We start from the raw sequence: 16,573 nt of genomic DNA on the forward strand, positions 1-16,573 counted from the left end.
GAGCGCCGCGACCGTCGTTGGTCGCCCGTTGTCGGACCCGGATGCCCCGGAATAGACGAAGCCCCTGGCGCAATAGCGCAAGGGGCTCTTGCACAAAGATGCTACCCGAGGAAGCGAGGCAGGACCGAGGTGGCGACTTTCGCGACGTCCGATCAGCTGCTGGTGATCATCGATCCGGTCTCCCGGCGCGCGGACGGGGAGTCCGTGCGGATCGCGAAAGACGTGCTCAGCGCGGGTGCGTCCAGCACGAAGGTGTGTCTGCCGGAGGACCCGGAGGAATTCGCCCGGGCGCTGGCCCGGCGGGGATCGCGGCGGCCGGTGGTCATCGGCGACGACCGTGCGCTGGCCCGGGCGGTGGCCCTGCTGCACCGGCAGCGGGCCCTGGCCGACTGCGTGCTGTCGGTGGTGCCGGTGGGCGGCTCCGTGGCCGTCGCGCACGCCCTGGGCGTGCCCACGGGCCCGGTCGCGGCGGCGCGGGCCGTCCTGGACGGGGCCGAGCGGCGGCTGGACCTGCTGGTCGACGACAGCGACGGGGTGGTGCTGGGGACGCTGCGGATCCCCGCGCCGCCGGCCGCCGGCGGCGTCCTGCCGGCGGACCCCGCGGGGCGGCCCTGGCTGCAGTCGCTGGTCCGCACGCTCGTCCCCGTCAGGCCCTCCCGGCCCTCCCGGCCGGTCGCCGCCCCGCTCCCGCCCGGCCCGGCCCGGCTGCGGGTCGAGGTGGACGGGACGACCCTGGTCGACCTGGACCAGCCGGTGGAGGCGGTGTCGGTGACGCCCGGGGCCTCGGGCTCGGCCGAGGTGGTGGTGCGTCCCTCGTCGGTGGGCGCGGAGGCGGCGCCGCTGCGGGCGTACGGCCGGACGGTGACCGTCTCGGGGGCCGACTTCCGCTACCGGACGGACGCCGCGGTCGCCGGCCCGGTACGCCGGCGGACGTGGACCGTGCGGGAGGGAGCGCTGGCGCTGATGCTGCCGGTGCGGTGAGCGGCGGACCCCGGAAGAACGCGCGTCCCGGGCCGGAACAGGGCGTCCGGGACACGGCACCGGTGCCGTGACCGGAAAGGCCTGCCGGGCCGGTGGACCTGCCCGGGTCACGGCATCAGCCGTCTCCGAAGAGCTGTGCGCGGTGCTGTCGCCAGCGTTCCATCATGGCGGCGATCTCGGTGTCGACGAACTCGAAGAAGGCGAGGGTCTCGGACATCCGGCGTCCCGCGGCGGTGTCGCCGCCGAGGCTCTCGACGCCCTCGCGCAGCGCCCCCTCCCACCGCTTCAGCACGGCCTCGCGGTTGGTCAGCGCCTCGTACCACTGGTCGCTGTGCACGCGGTAGCGCTCGCGCCGGGAACCGGGCTCGCGCTCGCGGGAGACCATGTGCTGCTGGGCCAGGTAGCGCACCGCGCCGGAGACGGCGGCGGGGCTGATCCTGAGCTGTCCGGCGAGTTCGGCGGAGGTCATCGCGCCCTCGTCGGAGGAGAGGAGCGCGGCGAAGACCCGGGCGGGCATGCGCTGCATACCGGCCTCGACGAGTTGGGCGGCGAAGGACTCGACGAACCGCGACACGGCCTCCTCGTCCCGCCCGTCCGCATCAGTTTCGGTCATGGCCCCACCCTATCGACGGTTCACACATTTCCTTAACTTCACAAATTTCTGAAAGAAGCGTACGTTCGGCGCCATGACGAAGGCCATCACGGTGTCCGGACTGCACAAGTCCTTCGGCCGCACCCACGCGCTCGACGGGCTCGACCTGGAGGTCGAGGCCGGGGAGGTGCACGGCTTCCTCGGCCCCAACGGCGCCGGCAAGTCCACCGCCATCCGCGTCCTGCTGGGCCTGCTGCGCGCCGACTCGGGCGCCGCGCGGATCCTCGGCCGCGACCCGTGGAAGGACGCGGTCGAGGCGCACCGGCGCATCGCCTACGTGCCCGGCGACGTCACCCTGTGGCGCAACCTCTCCGGCGGCGAGGTCATCGACCTGTACGGACGGCTGCGCGGCGGCGGCCTCGACACCGCCCGCCGCGCCGAGCTGATCGACCGCTTCGAGCTGGACCCCACCAAGAAGGGCCGCACCTACTCGAAGGGCAACCGTCAGAAGGTCGCCCTGGTCGCCGCGTTCGCCTCGGACGTCGACCTCCTCATCCTGGACGAACCGACGTCCGGCCTCGACCCCCTGATGGAGGAGGTCTTCCAGCACTGTGTGCGCGAGGAACGCGACCGGGGCCGGACGATCCTGCTGTCCTCCCACATCCTCAGCGAGGTCGAGGAACTGTGCGACCGCGTCAGCATCATCCGCAAGGGCCGCACGGTGGAGACCGGCTCCCTGGCCGACCTGCGCCATCTGACCCGCACCAGCGTGACCGCCGAACTGGCCGGCGCCCCCGACGGGTTGGCGCACCTGCCGGGCGTGCACGGCCTGGAGGTGCGGGGCGGACGGGTCCGCCTCCAGGTCGACACCGACCGACTGGACGCCGTGCTGCGGTCGTTGAGCGCGTCGGGCGTGCGGTCGCTGACGTCGACGCCGCCGACACTGGAGGAACTGTTCCTGCGGCACTACCAGGAGGCGGCGCAGTGACCACCGTCCTCGCCGCACCCCGGTTCTCCCAACTCACCGGCACCGCAACGCTGCTGCGCTTCGCGCTCCGCCGCGACCGGCTGCTGATCCCGGTCTGGGTCGCCGTGAACACCCTCATGGTGCTGTCCATGCCCGCCAGCCTCGAGGGCCTGTACGACACTCCGGCCGCCCGGGCCGACCTGCTGCGGCAGATGGACGCCAACTCCTCCTTCCGTGCCCTGATCGGCCCCGTGTTCGACGACTCGCTCGGCGCGCTGACGGCCTGGCGGGTCGGCGTGTTCGCAGCCGCCCTGGCCGCGGTGACGAGCCTGCTGGTCGTGGTGCGGCACACCCGTGACGAGGAGGAGAGCGGCCGTCAGGAGCTGATCGCCTCCGGCATGGTCGGGCGGCGCGCCTCCCTGACGGCGGCCCTGCTCGCGGCGGCCGTCGCCGACGCCGCCCTCGGTCTGCTGGTCACGGCGGGCCTCGCGGGTCAAGGGGCGGCGGGCGCCGCCGCGTTCGGCCTCGGTCTGGCCGCAGCGGGCATGCTGTTCGCGACGACGGCGGCGGTCGTCGCCCAGCTCACGCAGAGCGCACGGCTGGCCCGCGGGCTGACGGCGGCGGTCCTCGGCGCCGCCTTCGTCCTGCGGGCGGCGGGCGACTCGGCCAGGACCGACGGTTCGTCACCGTTGACCTGGCTCTCGCCGCTCGGCTGGCTGGAGAACCTGCGGCCGTTCGCGGACGAACGATGGTGGGTGCTGGGGCTCTTCGCGGCGGCGATCCTCGCACAGGGCGCGCTGGCCTACGGCCTGGCCGGCCGCCGCGACGTCGGCATGAGCTTCCTGCCGACCCTCCCCGGACCCCCCACCGGACGGCTCGGCAGCGCCTTCGCCCTGGCCTGGCGGCTGCAGCGGGGCGGGGTGCTGGGCTGGAGCATCGGTTTCCTCCTCGCCGGCGTCGTCTACGGCGGCCTGACCGAGGGCGCCGCCGACCTGGTCGGCGACAACGACAGGGCCCGCGAGATCATCGAGCGGATGGGCGGGCAGTCCGGGCTGACGGACGCGTTCCTCGCCTCGATGATCGGCATGCTCGGGCTGATCGCGTCCCTCTTCGTCGTCGCGTCCGTGCTCCGGCTGCACGGCGAGGAGACGTCGGGCCGCGCGGAACCCGTGCTGGCGAACGCGGTGGGACGGCTGCGCTGGGCGTCCGGGCACCTGGCGATCGCCTTCGGCGGCGCTGCCCTCATCATGCTGCTGGCCGGCCTCGGCTTCGCCGCCGGCTACGGCAGGCAGACCCTCCCGGTCCTGGGCGCCTGTCTGGTGCAGCTCCCCGCGGTGTGGACGGTCGGCGCCCTGACCCTCGTCCTGTACGGCTGGGCTCCGCGGCTGGCCCCGGCCGGCTGGGGCGTGGCCGCCGCGATCCTCCTCCTCGGCTGGATCGGCCCCGCCCTCGACGCACCGTCGGCGGTTCTGGACGTCTCCCCCTTCGCCCACCTGCCGAAGCTGCCCGGCGGCGAGATGGCATGGGGGCCGGTGCTGGTCCTGCTGCTGTCGGCGCTCGTCCTGTCCGCCGTCGGCCTGGCGGGAGTGCGGCGGCGCGACATGACGACGTGACCGTCCGCCACGCTCGCGGTGACCGGGGCCGTGGTGAAGGCGGTGGGCCGGAGCGGGGGCCGTGACCGTCGCGGTGGCGGGGGTGCCGGTGCCCCGGCCGTGGCGGGGACGGCCACCGGGGCTGGGGCTATGGCGGTGGGCCGGGGCCGGCGGTGGCGGTGGCAGAAGCCGTGGCCGGCGGCGAACCGGACGGGGGCCCGGGACGTCCCCCTGTGCATGGGGCGAAGGGCGGTGGGGTGCGGCGGGTGCGTGATCTCGGTGGCGAGCGCGCTGACGGCCGTCTCCCTGTGGCTCTCCTCGGACCGCACGCGCATCCACCTGGGCAACGGCTTCGAACAGCAGGGCATGGATCTCGGCGTGCTGTTCACCGAGCTTCCGCTGGTGTTCCTCGCGGGAGCCGCCCTGCCGGTCCTCGCCCACGCGGCGGTCGCCGGCCTGCTGCAGGACCGGCAGGACCGGCGCGAACGGCGCGAACGGCGTCGCGGGCGCGCGCCGGTCCGTGGCGGGTCACAGGGTGACCGCTAGGCCCTCCAGACCCCGGATGACGAAGTTCGGCTTGCGACGCGGTTCCGCGGCCGGAGCCAGCGTCGGGGCCCGTTCCAGCAGGGCCGTCATCGACGCGGCGAGCTCGATGCGGGCCAGCGGCGCGCCGATGCAGTAGTGGATGCCCGCGCTGAAGGAGATGTGCGGGTTGTCCGCCCGGGTGAGGTCCAGCCGTTCGGGCTCGGCGAACACCGCGGGATCGTGGTTCGCCGACCCGAAGAGCATCGCGATCTCGGCCCCCCGCGGCACGGTGACCCCGTCGATCTCGATGTCGTCCAGCACCCACCGCTCGAACAGCTGCAGCGGGGTGTCGTACCGCATCAGCTCCTCGACGGCGGACGGCACCAGCGAATGGTCGGCGCGCAGCACGGCCAGCTGCTCCGGGTTGCGGAACAGCGCCCACCACCCGTTGACGGTGGCGTTGACGGTCGCCTCGTGACCGGCGTTCAGCAGCAGCACCGCCGTCGAGATCATCTCCTGCTCGGTGAGCCGGTCGCCCTCGTCGTGCGCCGCGATCAGCCCGGAGACGAGATCGTCCCCCGGCTCCTTGCGCCGCTCCGCGATCAGCTCGCGCAGATAGGCGGTGAACTCGACGGAGGCCCGCACGGCCTTCGCCGCGGTCTCCTGCGAAGGGTTCAGCTCGTACATCCCGCAGATGTCCGCCGACCAGGGCCGCAGCGGCCCGCGGTCCGCCTCCGGGATCCCCAGCATCTCCGCGATCACGGCCACCGGCAGCGGCTCGGCGACGTCGCTCAGCAGATCGCCGCCGCCCGCCCGCACGAGCCCGTCCACCAGCTCGCCGGCCAGCCTTTGCACGTACGGCTTGAGCCGCTCCACGGTGCGCGGGGTGAACGCCTTCGACACCAGCCGCCGGATCCGGGTGTGATCCGGCGGTTCCAGGTCGAGCATCCCGTGGTCGTTCAGCGTGTGGAACGGCTCCTGCTCGGCGGGCGGCGCGGTCCGCCCGAACTCCTCGTGCGTGAACCGGTGCTGGTACGTGCGCCCCAGCCGCCGCTCCCGCAGCAGGGCCGACACGTCCGCGTGCCCCGGCACGAGCCACTGCCCGGTCGGCTCGTAGTAGATCACCCGCCCGCGCTCCCGCAGCTCGGCGTAGGCCGGGTACGGGTCCGCCACGAACGCGGGGTCCCAGGGGTCGAACGAGAGGTCGTCAGCTGCTGCCATGGACGGACGCTAGCCCGCGGACCGGCGTCCTGACCAGGGGGTCCTGGCCGCGCGCTCCCGCCGGGAGATGATCGACGGTGGTCGGCGAGCCGAGGGGCGAAGGGGACGCAGGGCGGTGAACGGGCGGGCGCGGCCCCGGCGCGGCGGGCGCCGGGGCCGCAGCGGGCCGCCGGGGGCACAGCGGGCCGCCGGGGGCACAGCGGGCCGCCGGGGGCACAGCGGGCCGCCGGGGGCACAGCGGGCCGCCGGGGCCGCGGCGGGCACCGCCCGGCCCGCCGGCGGCGGCTAGCCCGGCGTCACCAGCCTCGCCTCGTACGCGAACACCGCCGCCTGGGTGCGGTCCCGCAGGCCCAGCTTCACCAGGATCCTGCTCACGTGCGTCTTGATGGTCGACTCCGCCACCACCAGCCGCTCGGCGATCTCCGAGTTCGACAGGCCCTGGGCGATGAGGACCAGCACCTCCGTCTCCCGTTCGGTCAGGTCGCCGTAGGACGCATGGACGGCCGCGCGGACCGACCCGGGGGTGTCCGAGAGCTTGGAGAACTCCGTGATCAGACGCCGGGTGACGGACGGGGCGAGAAGCGCCTCGCCGGCCGCCACCACCCGCACCCCGTCCGCCAGCTGGCGGGCCGAGGCGTCCTTCAGGAGGAAGCCGGAGGCTCCCGCGCGCAGCGCCTGGTAGACGTACTCGTCGAGGTCGAAGGTGGTCAGGACCAGGACCTTCGACGTGCCGCCCGCCGCGACGATCTCCCGCGTCGCCTCGATGCCGTTCAGCTCCGGCATGCGGATGTCCATCAGGACCACGTCGGGCGCCAGCTCGCGGACCCGGTGCACCGCCTCCCGGCCGTTCACCGCCTCGCCCACCACCTCGATGTCCGGCATCGCGTTCAGCAGGACCGAGAAGCCCTCGCGGACCATCATCTGGTCGTCGGCGATCAGAACCCGGATCGTCATGCCCCGTCCTTGTCCGAAGAAGGCGCGGCGGCGGACACCGTGGACGCCGGCACCGGCAGGAACACCGTCACCTCGTACCCTCCGTCGTGCGTCGCCTCGGCCGTCATCTCGCCGTTCAGCATCGTGACCCGCTCCCGCATGCCCGTGATGCCGTGGCCGGCGCCGGGTGAGGGCTTGATCAGGGTCGGGTTCGGCGGAGCGCCGTTGACGATCCGCAGGCCGAGCCCGCCCAGAACGTACCCGACCTCCACCCGGGCGCTCGCGCCGGGCGCGTGGCGGAGGGTGTTGCTCAGCGCCTCCTGGACGATCCGGTACGCCGACAGCTCCACCCCCTGCGGCAGCTCGCGCACCGCCCCCGTGACCGCCTTCTCCACCTCCAGGCCGGCTTCGCGCACGTTGGCGAGGAGCGCGTCCAGCTCGGCGAGCGTGGGCTGCGGGGCGTCCGGGACGTCGTAGTCCTCGGCGCGGACCACGCCCAGCACCCGGCGCAGCTCGGTGAGCGCCGCCACCGCGTTCACCCGGATGGTCGCGAAGGCCTTCTCCAGCTCCGGCGGCGGGTTCTCCACCCGGTAGGGGGCCGCCTCCGCCTGGATGGCGACCACCGACATGTGGTGGGCGACCACGTCGTGCAGCTCACGGGCGATCGTGGTGCGTTCCTCCAGGAGGGTGCGCCGGGACCGCTCGTGCGCGGTCACCGTCTGCTGGGCCGTGACCTCCTGCCGGGCCTGCTGCCGGATGTGCCACACGGTGACGGCGAGCAGCAGGATCGCGGAGAACACCAGCATGGACGCGATGTTCGTGTCGTAGTGGCCCCAGCCGAAGAGGCTCTCGGCGAAGAAGCCGTAGAACGCCGTGAGCAGCCACATCCAGGCCGCCGTGCGCGGCCGGGTGCGTATCGCCACGACCGTGAGGACCAGCAGGTGGGAGAGGTAGCTGCCGGGCAGCCACGGCCAGTTCCCGTACGTCGTGCCGAGCATGGCGACCGCCGAGGTCGAGGCCAGCGACAGCCAGAACGCGCCGACCGGCCGTACCAGCGTCATCAGCACCGGCGCCAGGACGAGCAGGCCGGTCAGGAACCCCAGCAGTCCGCCGCCGCCGTCCGTGAAGGCGATCATGGCGGACAGCGCGCCGCCCGCCGCGACCACCGTGTGCCGCGACCAGGCCGCGTACTCGCGCTTGCGGCCCTTCCAGTTGCGGGCGAGCCGGCCGACCTCCTCCTTGCGGGGCAGCGGGCGGTAGGCGAAGGCGGCGTCGAACAGGTCCCGCCGCAGGCCGCGCAGGGCGTCCATCGCCGCCCGGAACTCCGGGCTGCGCGGCTGGTAGGCCTCGGAGGAGTCGTCCGGGTCGCCGGGGGGCGTGCTGTGCGTCTGCGTCGTCTCGGTCACGAGGAAAACGGTAGGCGCATCGACAGGGCGCGGTCGTCACCAGTGAGAAGGGTTCCGGCGGATCCCCCTCAAGGACTACGGGCCCGGGAACCCGCCGCCACGGGCCCGAGGAGGTCGCGGTGGCCTCCCTGCCCGGACGGCCCGACGCCGACGGGGCACGCACCGCCGTACGACACGGAACCGACGTGCTCACCAGGCCAGTTGGGCGATCTCCTCCGCCACCACCGCGCACGCGTCCGCCGCCGGGTCGATCAGCGGGAAGTGGCCCACGTCCTCGAGCAGGGTCAGGCCCACCACCTCGCCCGCCTTCGCCGCCGCCTCCGCGTAGGCCTCGGCGACCGCCTGCGGGACGACCTCGTCGGCACGGCCCTGCACCAGCGTGGTCGCGACGCCCGTGGGCAGCAGCAGGGCGGGGTCGGCGTACGGCCGCCGTTCCTCGAAGTGGTCGTCGCCGCCGAGGAGTTGGCGGGCCGCTCCGCCGCACACGTCCAGCTTCCCGGCGACCGCGAAGTCGGCGATCGGGGCCAGGGCGACGACGCCCCGCAGCGAGGTGGGGTCGCCGGTGCGCCAGGGCGCGTCGGCCGGCAGCAGATGCCGGGCCGCCGCCCACAGCGCGAGATGGCCGCCGGCCGAGTGGCCGGTCAGCACCGTACGGCGCGCGTCGGCCTGCGGCACGGCCGTCCGGGCAAGGCCGCCGAGCGCGTCGAGGGCGGCGGCGACGTCGTCGAAGGTGTCGGGCCAGCGTCCGGCGACCGGAGCCGGTCCCGGGTCCGAACTCCCTCCCCCGCGCCGGTACTCGACGTTGGCCACCGCGAATCCGCGCCGGGCCAGATAGCCCGCGAACGGCGTGATGTGCCGCCGGTCGTAGGGCGCCCGCCAGGCCCCGCCGTGCAGCACGACGACGAGCGGGACCGGGCCGCCCGGCCCGGCCTCCGCACGCGGGACGTAGAAGTCGATCACCTGGTCGGGGTGGTCGCCGTACGCCGCGGTGACGTCGGGCTCGACGGGCGGATGCGCGAAGGCCGACGCCTCCTCGGCGGCGGCCCGGGCTGCGACAACGTCGTCCGGCATGCTCCAACCTCTCAGCGGCGAAGAAGATTTGGCGGACCAGGAGAGAATTCGGCCGTTGGCCGGGACGGTATCAGGCCCGTGACGTGCGCGGACACGCGGATGTCACGCACGGTGAGAGGTAAACGGTTCTGCTGTTCCGTCACCCCGGCAGGCCCGCCCGCCGGGAAACCCCCCGGGGCGCACCCCTAGGTACGCCCCGGGGCCCCGGCCGGTTCAGCCGACCGGGTCACTCCGCCAGGTCAGCGCTGTCCCTCCGTCGGGTTCGCCGCCCCTCCGACAGGGCAGCGCCGCCCCTCCGACAGGTCAGCCCAGTTCCCGCGCCAGCGTCCGCGCCGCCCGCTCCACGTCCGCGAACCCGACGTACAGCGGGGTGAAGCCGAACCGGAGCACGTCGGGGCTGCGGAAGTCGCCGACGACCCCGCGCTCGATCAGCCGCTTCATGACGTCGCCGGCGTCCTCGCAGCGCAGCGCCACCTGGCTGCCGCGCTCCTCGTGACGCACCGGAGTCAGCGACTCGACCCGCCCGTCGGGGACGTAGGCGGCGACGCACTCCAGGAAGAAGTCCGTCAGCGCCAGCGACTTGGCGCGCACCGCCGCGATCGACACGCCGTCCCACACCTCGAGGGCCGCCTCCAGCGCGAGCATCGACAGGATGTCGGGGGTGCCGACGCGCCCGCGCGCAGCGCCCGCGGCCGGCTCGTACGCCTCCCGCATCCCGAAGGGCTCGGCGTGCGAGTTCCAGCCGGGCAGCGGGGAGTCGAAACGGTCCTGGAGACCGTGCCGGACGTACAGGTAGGCCGGCGAACCGGGGCCGCCGTTCAGGTACTTGTAGGTGCAGCCGACCGCGAGATCCACACCGTGCTCGTCGAGGCCGACCGGCAGGGCGCCCGCGCTGTGGCACAGGTCCCACACCGAGACCGCGCCCGCCGCACGCACGGCGGCGGTGAGCGAGGGCAGGTCGTGCAGCCGGCCCGTGCGGTAGTCGACGTGGTTGAGCAGCACGGCGGCCGTGCGCCCGGACAGCGCCCCGGGGACCTCTGCCGGGTGCACCGGCCGCAGCGTGCGGCCGGTCAGCCGGGCCGCCGACGCGGCGATGTAGCCGTCGGTGGGGAAGGTGGCGGCGTCGACGAGGATCTCGTCGCGGGCGTCGTCCACCAGGCGCACCGCGCCCACCAGCGCCTTGAGGACGTTGACGCTCGTCGAGTCGCCGACCACGACCTGCCCGGCCGCCGCCCCCACCAGCGGGGCGATCCGGTCGCCGATCCGCTCGGGCGCCGTCCACCAGCCGCTCTCGTCCCAGGAACGTATCCTCAGCGCGCCCCACTGGCGGCGCACGACGTCCTCGACGCGGCCGGGGACGGACCGCGGGAGCGCGCCCAGCGAGTTGCCGTCCAGGTAGACGCCGTCGTCGAGCACGAACTGGGCGCGCTTGACGGCCAGTTCGTCGCCCGCGTCGAGCTGCTGTGCGGTGCGGGCGAGGTCAGACATGGGACCTCGCCGTCCACAGCTCGGGGAAGACGTTCTTCTGCGCGCGCTTCTCCAGCCAGGCCACCCCGGCCGAACCGCCGGTGCCCGCCTTGGCGCCCATCGCGCGACGGGTGGCGACGAGGTGGTCGTTGCGCCAGCGCCACACCAGCTCGGCGACGTCCGTCAGCGCCTCGCCCAGACGGGCGACCTCGTCGGACTCGTCGCCCGCGTACACGGCCGTCCACACCGCCTCGACCTCCGCCGAGGGCTCGTAGCGCCGGGAGACGTCGCGCTCCAGGACGGAGGACGGGATCGCGTGGCCGCGCCGGGCCAGCAGCCGCAGCACCTCGTCGTACAGGCTCGGCTCGTGCAGCGCCTTCTCCAGCTCGGCGTGCACGCGCGGCGCGGCGCGGTGCGGGACCAGCATGGACGCGGACTTGTCGCCGAGCAGGAACTCCATGCGGCGGTACATCGCGGACTGGAAGCCGGAACCCTCGCCGAGCGCCGAGCGGTACGAGTTGAACTGGGCGGGGGTCAGCTGGGCGAGCGGCCGCCAGGAGGCGTTGAGCGCCTCCAGCTCACGGACCGAACGCTTCAGCGCGTCGACCGCCACCGGCACCCGGTCCTCGCGGAGCGCCTGCGCCGCGGTCTCCCACTCGTGGACGATGACCGTGAACCACAGCTCCATCACCTGGGTCGTGACCAGGAAGACCATCTCTCCGGGATCGTCGGAGAGGGTGTGCTGGAGGTGGGTGAGCACGTCCGCCTTGACGTAGTCCTCGTACGGCGTCGTGCCGGCGAAGTCGAGATGCGGGGTCTCGGGCTCCGAAGCCTCATGGGGCTGAGCCTGCTGGGACATCGCTGTCTCCTGTTGTACTCCGGGTAGCGGTCCGCCCCTGCCGTTACCGACACGGGGGCCCCGGTCCCCACGGCCACATAGTGCGCAATGGCATCCGGAAAACGCAAGGCCCGTCCGGTCACACCGGACGGGCCACGCCCGAACCCACGGACGAACGCGCAGGTGAACGGCTGTCTCCGGGTCCAGACCGGTCCAGCCCAGGTCCAGCCCAGGTCTAGCCCAGGGTCTGGGCGGCCGTCGCGGAGGAGTCCTTGAGGAACTGCGAGCAGCGCTCGTACTCCTCCTGCTCGCCGATCGCCTGGGCGGCGCGGGCGAGGGCGTGCAGAGCCCGCAGGAAGCCGCGGTTCGGCTCGTGCTCCCAGGGCACCGGTCCGTGCCCCTTCCATCCACTGCGGCGCAGACTGTCGAGGCCGCGGTGGTACCCCGTACGGGCGTACGCGTACGACTCCACCACACTGCCCCGCTCGAACGCGTCGTCGGCGAGCCGGGCCCAGGCCAGCGAGGACGTCGGGTACTTCGCGGCGACGTCGGCGGGCGCCGTCCCGTTCGCGAGGAGCTCGCGCGGCTCGGGGTCGTCGGGCAGGTGGGTCGGGGGCGGGCCCCCGAGGAGGTTCTCGTGAATCGACATGGCTCCAGTCTCCTCCACTCCCCGCCCCGCGCCAGACGCCCGTCCGCCGCGCCGGTGCCCCTTGCCGCGCCGGACCGATGACCCCCGGTGCGCCTGCGCCGGACCGTCGCCCTCTAACCGAGTCGCTTACGCGCCCGTTGCCCCTCCAGCGGCGGGGCCAGGACGCTGCCGTGCCTCCTGCACTCCGGCCTGCGGCAGTCCGGCGGCGGCCGCCGCACGGTGAGGAACGCCGTCAGCGAGCCCGCCGCCAGCACCGCCGCGCAGATCACCATGGCCTGCCCGAACGCCTCGTCGAAGGCGTCCGCCGAACGGTACGTCTCCGGTCCCATGCCCGTCAGCAGGGGCAGCGCGGCGACGGCGACCAGGCCCGCGGCCCGCGCCGCCGCGTTGTTGACGCCGCTGGCCAGACCGGCCCTGCCGACGTCCACCGAGGCCAGGACGGTCGCGGTAAGCGGGGCGACCAGCGTCACCATGCCCACGCCCAGGACGAGCACCGCGGGCAGCACGTCCGCGACGTAGGAGGCGTCCGGCCCGACCCGCAGCATCAGCAGCATCCCGGCCGCACACAGCAGCGGCCCCACGGTGAGCGGCAGGCGCGGCCCGATCCGCTCGGCCAGCTCGCCGGAGCGCGCGGACAGCAGCAGCATCAGCACGGTCGTCGGCAGCAGTGCCGTGCCGGCGCCGAGGGCCGACCAACCCACCACCGTCTGCAGCTGGACCGCGGAGAGGAAGAAGAAGCCGCCGAAGGCCGCGTACACGCACAGCGTGACCAGGTTGACGGCGGTGAACTGGCGGGACGCGAAGACGTCCGTCGGCATCATGGGGTCCGGCCGCCGTCGCTCCACGACGACGAAGGCCACTCCGGCCGCCACCCCGGCGACGCCCGCCGCCACGACGGCCGGCGAACCGCCCGGGGCCTCGATCAGCGCGTACGTCACCAGCGCGAGGGCGAGCGCCCCGAGCACCGCGCCTAGGACGTCGAACCGGCCGTGCGTGAGCCGGTCCCGCGACTCGGGAACGTGCCGCAGCGCCACCGGCACGCACACCGCGGCCAGCGGCAGGTTCAGCAGGAACACCCACCGCCAGCCCGGACCGTCCACCAGCCAGCCGCCCAGGAACGGCCCGACGGCCGCGCCGACACCCCCGAACCCGGACCACAGCCCCACCGCCCGGCCGCGGTCGTCGGGGTGGAAGGAAGCCTGGATGAGCGCGAGGGAGCCCGGGGTGAGCAGGGCGCCGCCGACGCCCTGCAGCGCCCGCGCGGCCACCAGCACACCCGCGTTCGGGGCCAGCCCGCACAGCAGCGAGGCGGCGGCGAACCACACCACCCCCACCACGAACACCCTGCGCCGTCCGTATCGGTCGCCGAGGGAGCCGCCGAGCAGGATCAGCCCGGCCAGCGTCACCATGTACGCGTTGACGGTCCACTGCAGGGCGGCGAGGTCGGCGTCCAGGTCACGGCCGATGCGCGGCAGCGCCACGTTGACGACGGTCGAGTCCAGCAGGGCCATGCCGGAGCCGAGCACGGTGGTGAGCAGGATCCATCTGCCGCGGGGGGAGGCCAGCCGGACGTCGGGCATACCCCCAGGTATACAGCGAGCCCGGCGCGTCAGACAGGATGCTGACGAACGCCGGGCCCGGTGCGACACGGGTCCTCGCGGTCCCCCCAGGGGGCCGCGCGGGGTTACTTGATCTTCTGGCCCGCGGAGCGCAGGTGCTGCGTGGCCTCGACGACGCGCGCGGCCATGCCCGCCTCGGCCAGCTTGCCCCAGGTGCGCGGGTCGTACGTCGTCTTGGAGCCGACCTCGCCGTCGACCTTCAGGACGCCGTCGTAGTTCTTGAACATGTGGTCGGCGACCGGACGCGTGAAGGCGTACTGCGTGTCCGTGTCCAGGTTCATCTTCACGACGCCGTTGTCCAGCGCGGTCGCGATCTCCTCGGCGGTGGAGCCGGAGCCGCCGTGGAAGACGAAGTCGAACGGCTGGGAGCCGGCCGGCTTGCCGTACTTCGCGGCGACGCCCTCGTTCAGTTCCTTGAGCAGGTCGGGACGGAGCACGACGTTGCCCGGCTTGTACACGCCGTGGACGTTGCCGAAGGACGCGGCCAGCAGGTAGCGGCCCTTCTCGCCCAGGCCGAGCGCCTCGACGGTGCGCACGGCGTCGTCGACCGTCGTGTACAGGGAGTCGTTGATCTCGTGCGAGACGCCGTCCTCCTCGCCGCCGGTCGGGGTGATCTCCACCTCGAGGATGATCTTCGCGGCGGCGGCGCGGGCGAGCAGTTCCTGCGCGATGGCCAGGTTGTCGGCGAGGGTCTCGGCGGAGCCGTCCCACATGTGGGACTGGAACAGCGGGTTGCGGCCCGCCTTCACGCGCTCCTCGGAGACCGCGAGCAGCGGGCGCACGTACCCGTCGAGCTTGTCCTTCGGGCAGTGGTCCGTGTGCAGCGCCACGGTGACCGGGTACTTCTCGGCGACGATGTGCGCGAACTCGGCGAGGGCCACGGAACCCGTGACCATCTCCTTGCTGTACTGGCCGCCCAGGAACTCGGCGCCACCCGTGGAGATCTGGATGATGCCGTCGCTCTCCGCCTCGGCGAAGCCGCGCAGCGCCGCGTGCAGGGTCTGCGTCGAGGTGACGTTGATGGCCGGGTAGGCGAACTTGCCTGCCTTCGCCCGGTCGAGCATCTCGTTGTAGACCTCGGGGGTTGCGATGGGCATCTGTCCGCTCCTTGATTGTGCGGTCGGCGATCTGCGTACTGCGGCCCTGACCTAGACCTTGGGGTTCGACGTCGTCGTCGGCCCCATCTTCCCAGACCTGCACGAATGGTCCAGGCCCTGTCCACAGAGCGGGTCGGGCACCGCCCCGGGGGCGAGGCGAGAGCCCGCGGGCAGGTCGGGCGAGAACCCTGGGCGGGTCAGTCCAGGCCGAGCTCGTCCTTCGAGAAGGCGAACAGGTACGGCACGCCCGCACCCGCGCGGATCTTCTCGTCCGCCCCGGTCGCCCGGTCCACGATGGTCGCCACCGCCACCACCTCGGCGCCCGCCTCGCGCACCGCCTCCACCGCGGCCAGCGGCGAGCCGCCGGTGGTGGAGGTGTCCTCGACGACCAGCACCCGGCGGCCCCTGATCTCCGGACCCTCGACGCGCCGCTGGAGCCCGTGCGCCTTCGCCGCCTTGCGCACGACGAAGGCGTCCAGCCTGCGGCCGCGGGCGGCGGCCGCGTGCAGCATCGCGCCGGCCACCGGGTCGGCGCCCATGGTCAGACCGCCCACCGCGTCGAACTCGAGGTCGGCGGTGAGGTCGAGCAACACCTGTCCGACCAGCGGGGCGGCCTCCCCGTCGAGGGTGACGCGGCGGAGGTCGACGTAGTAGTCCGCCTCCAGCCCCGACGACAGGGTGACCTTGCCGTGCACCACGGCCTTGTCCTTGATCAGCTGCAGCAGCGCGCCGCGTGCGCCGGTCGGCGTTGTTCCGTTGACGTCCGTCATGCCCCTCAGCTTAGAGCCGCGACCAGGACCAGGTCGTCGCGGCCTCGAGCGGCTCCAGCGGTGTGACCAGGCGCGGGAGGGTGTTCAGTCCGTTCGGCGGCCCGGTCTGCGGCTCCACGCACACCGCCGCCTCCTGCTCGTCGTAGACGACGACCCACTTCTCGGGACTGGTCACCTTCAGCTCCAGCTGCCCCGGCCAGGTGAGGGTGACGTCGACGCCGCCGGGCATGCCGAAGCAGTCGTCCCAGGGGCCCGGCTTCGGCTCGACGCGCTCGCCGGTCGGCAGATGGTCGTCGCCGCGCTGCTCCTGCCAGGCCGGGGCGAAGGCGACACGCACGTCCTGGGCGTCCCGGCCGCCCAGGTTGCGGTTGAACCAGGGATGCCAGCCGATCTGCGCCGGGAAGGAGGAGTCGTACGTCTCCACGGCCATCCGGATCGTCAGCGCGTCCTCGGCCAGCGCGACCACCTGGGTGACCAGGCCGGGGTAGGGCCAGGGCGCCACCAGCTCGTACGTCAGCACGACCTCGTCGGCCGTGCGCCGGGCGACTTTCCAGGCGCCGTCGCGGGCGGTGCCGTGGATGGCGTTCGGCGCGGCGTTGAGCGGCATCCGGTGGACGGTCGCGCCGTTGTGGAAGTACCCGTCGCGGATCCTCCCGCACCAGGGGACCATCGGGAAGCAGCCGAACCGCTCGCCCTGGCGCAGCAGTTCGAGGCCGCCGACGCGCAGCCCCCCGACCCGGCCGCCGTTGCCCGGCTGCACGGTCGCCTCCGCGTCGCCCGCGGTCAGCGTGATCTCTTCGTCACTCACGGGACGACCCTACTGGGGCGGTCATCGCCACCTGGGA

Annotated in this window: 16 protein-coding genes; 4 read left to right on the forward strand and 12 right to left on the reverse strand. The window is 73.6% G+C overall.

The genetic code is table 11. From position 1 onward, the window contains the following. Nucleotides 1-129: 129 nt before the first annotated feature. Nucleotides 130-981, forward strand: coding sequence for a diacylglycerol kinase family protein (locus tag C6376_RS08265; RefSeq protein WP_254075874.1), 852 nt, complete (start codon nt 130-132; stop codon nt 979-981). Nucleotides 982-1,096: 115 nt separating this feature from the next. Here the strand turns inward: C6376_RS08265 and C6376_RS08270 are convergent, their stop codons facing one another. Then, nucleotides 1,097-1,594 (reverse strand): GbsR/MarR family transcriptional regulator, encoded by a 498-nt coding sequence (locus tag C6376_RS08270; RefSeq protein WP_107442821.1) that lies wholly within the window; start codon nt 1,592-1,594, stop codon nt 1,097-1,099. A gap of 73 nt (nt 1,595-1,667) precedes the next feature. On the opposite strand from C6376_RS08270, the gene C6376_RS08275 reads away from it, so the two are divergent. From C6376_RS08275 to C6376_RS44690, 3 genes are all read left to right on the forward strand, one after another. Beyond that, nucleotides 1,668-2,561, forward strand: a complete 894-nt coding sequence (locus tag C6376_RS08275) for an ABC transporter ATP-binding protein (protein ID WP_107442822.1) — start codon at nt 1,668-1,670, stop codon at nt 2,559-2,561. Beyond that, on the forward strand, nt 2,558-4,153 hold the full coding sequence (locus C6376_RS08280; protein ID WP_107442823.1) for an ABC transporter permease: 1,596 nt from the start codon (nt 2,558-2,560) through the stop codon (nt 4,151-4,153). The genes C6376_RS08275 and C6376_RS08280 overlap by 4 nt, the downstream gene beginning before the upstream one ends. A 249-nt stretch (nt 4,154-4,402) precedes the next feature. Then, nucleotides 4,403-4,678: a hypothetical protein gene (locus C6376_RS44690; protein ID WP_216825580.1), complete on the forward strand. Its 276-nt coding sequence runs from the start codon at nt 4,403-4,405 to the stop codon at nt 4,676-4,678. Here C6376_RS44690 and C6376_RS08290 read toward each other — a convergent pair. The 11 genes from C6376_RS08290 to C6376_RS08340 form a co-directional block, all read right to left on the reverse strand. Continuing rightward, the gene (locus tag C6376_RS08290) at nt 4,661-5,878 is read right to left on the reverse strand and encodes a cytochrome P450 (RefSeq protein WP_107442824.1); all 1,218 of its coding nucleotides are present in this window, start codon (nt 5,876-5,878) and stop codon (nt 4,661-4,663) included. The two genes, C6376_RS44690 and C6376_RS08290, sit on opposite strands and share 18 nt — an antisense overlap. Before the next feature lie 285 nt (nt 5,879-6,163). Beyond that, nucleotides 6,164-6,832, reverse strand: a complete 669-nt coding sequence (locus C6376_RS08295; RefSeq protein WP_107442825.1) for a response regulator transcription factor — start codon at nt 6,830-6,832, stop codon at nt 6,164-6,166. Continuing rightward, on the reverse strand, nt 6,829-8,217 hold the full coding sequence (locus C6376_RS08300; RefSeq protein ID WP_107442826.1) for a sensor histidine kinase: 1,389 nt from the start codon (nt 8,215-8,217) through the stop codon (nt 6,829-6,831). Before C6376_RS08300 ends, C6376_RS08295 begins: the two co-directional genes overlap by 4 nt. A 189-nt stretch (nt 8,218-8,406) precedes the next feature. Further along, nucleotides 8,407-9,288, reverse strand: coding sequence for an alpha/beta hydrolase (locus C6376_RS08305; protein ID WP_107442827.1), 882 nt, complete (start codon nt 9,286-9,288; stop codon nt 8,407-8,409). Between the two features lie 303 nt (nt 9,289-9,591). After that, nucleotides 9,592-10,776: a kynureninase gene (gene kynU / locus C6376_RS08310; protein WP_107442828.1), complete on the reverse strand. Its 1,185-nt coding sequence runs from the start codon at nt 10,774-10,776 to the stop codon at nt 9,592-9,594. Continuing rightward, entirely contained in the window at nt 10,769-11,614 is an 846-nt protein-coding gene (locus C6376_RS08315; protein ID WP_107442829.1) for a tryptophan 2,3-dioxygenase family protein, read from the reverse strand. Before C6376_RS08315 ends, kynU begins: the two co-directional genes overlap by 8 nt. 214 nt (nt 11,615-11,828) lie before the next feature. Next, on the reverse strand, nt 11,829-12,242 hold the full coding sequence (locus C6376_RS08320) for a DUF3151 domain-containing protein (RefSeq protein ID WP_107442830.1): 414 nt from the start codon (nt 12,240-12,242) through the stop codon (nt 11,829-11,831). Nucleotides 12,243-12,355: 113 nt separating this feature from the next. After that, entirely contained in the window at nt 12,356-13,822 is a 1,467-nt protein-coding gene (locus C6376_RS08325) for an MFS transporter (protein ID WP_107442831.1), read from the reverse strand. A 104-nt stretch (nt 13,823-13,926) separates the two neighbouring features. After that, complete coding sequence (fbaA, locus tag C6376_RS08330; protein WP_107442832.1) at nt 13,927-14,958, reverse strand: class II fructose-bisphosphate aldolase; 1,032 nt, start codon at nt 14,956-14,958, stop codon at nt 13,927-13,929. A 197-nt stretch (nt 14,959-15,155) separates the two neighbouring features. Beyond that, nucleotides 15,156-15,728 carry an orotate phosphoribosyltransferase gene (gene pyrE / locus C6376_RS08335; protein ID WP_107442833.1) on the reverse strand — a complete coding sequence of 191 codons (573 nt, stop codon included), beginning with the start codon at nt 15,726-15,728 and terminating at the stop codon, nt 15,156-15,158. A 10-nt stretch (nt 15,729-15,738) separates the two neighbouring features. Beyond that, nucleotides 15,739-16,536, reverse strand: coding sequence for an aldose epimerase (locus C6376_RS08340; RefSeq protein ID WP_107442834.1), 798 nt, complete (start codon nt 16,534-16,536; stop codon nt 15,739-15,741). Nucleotides 16,537-16,573 lie beyond the last annotated feature (37 nt).

Origin of the sequence: Streptomyces sp. P3 (assembly GCF_003032475.1) — a bacterium.
Taxonomy (GTDB): domain Bacteria; phylum Actinomycetota; class Actinomycetes; order Streptomycetales; family Streptomycetaceae; genus Streptomyces.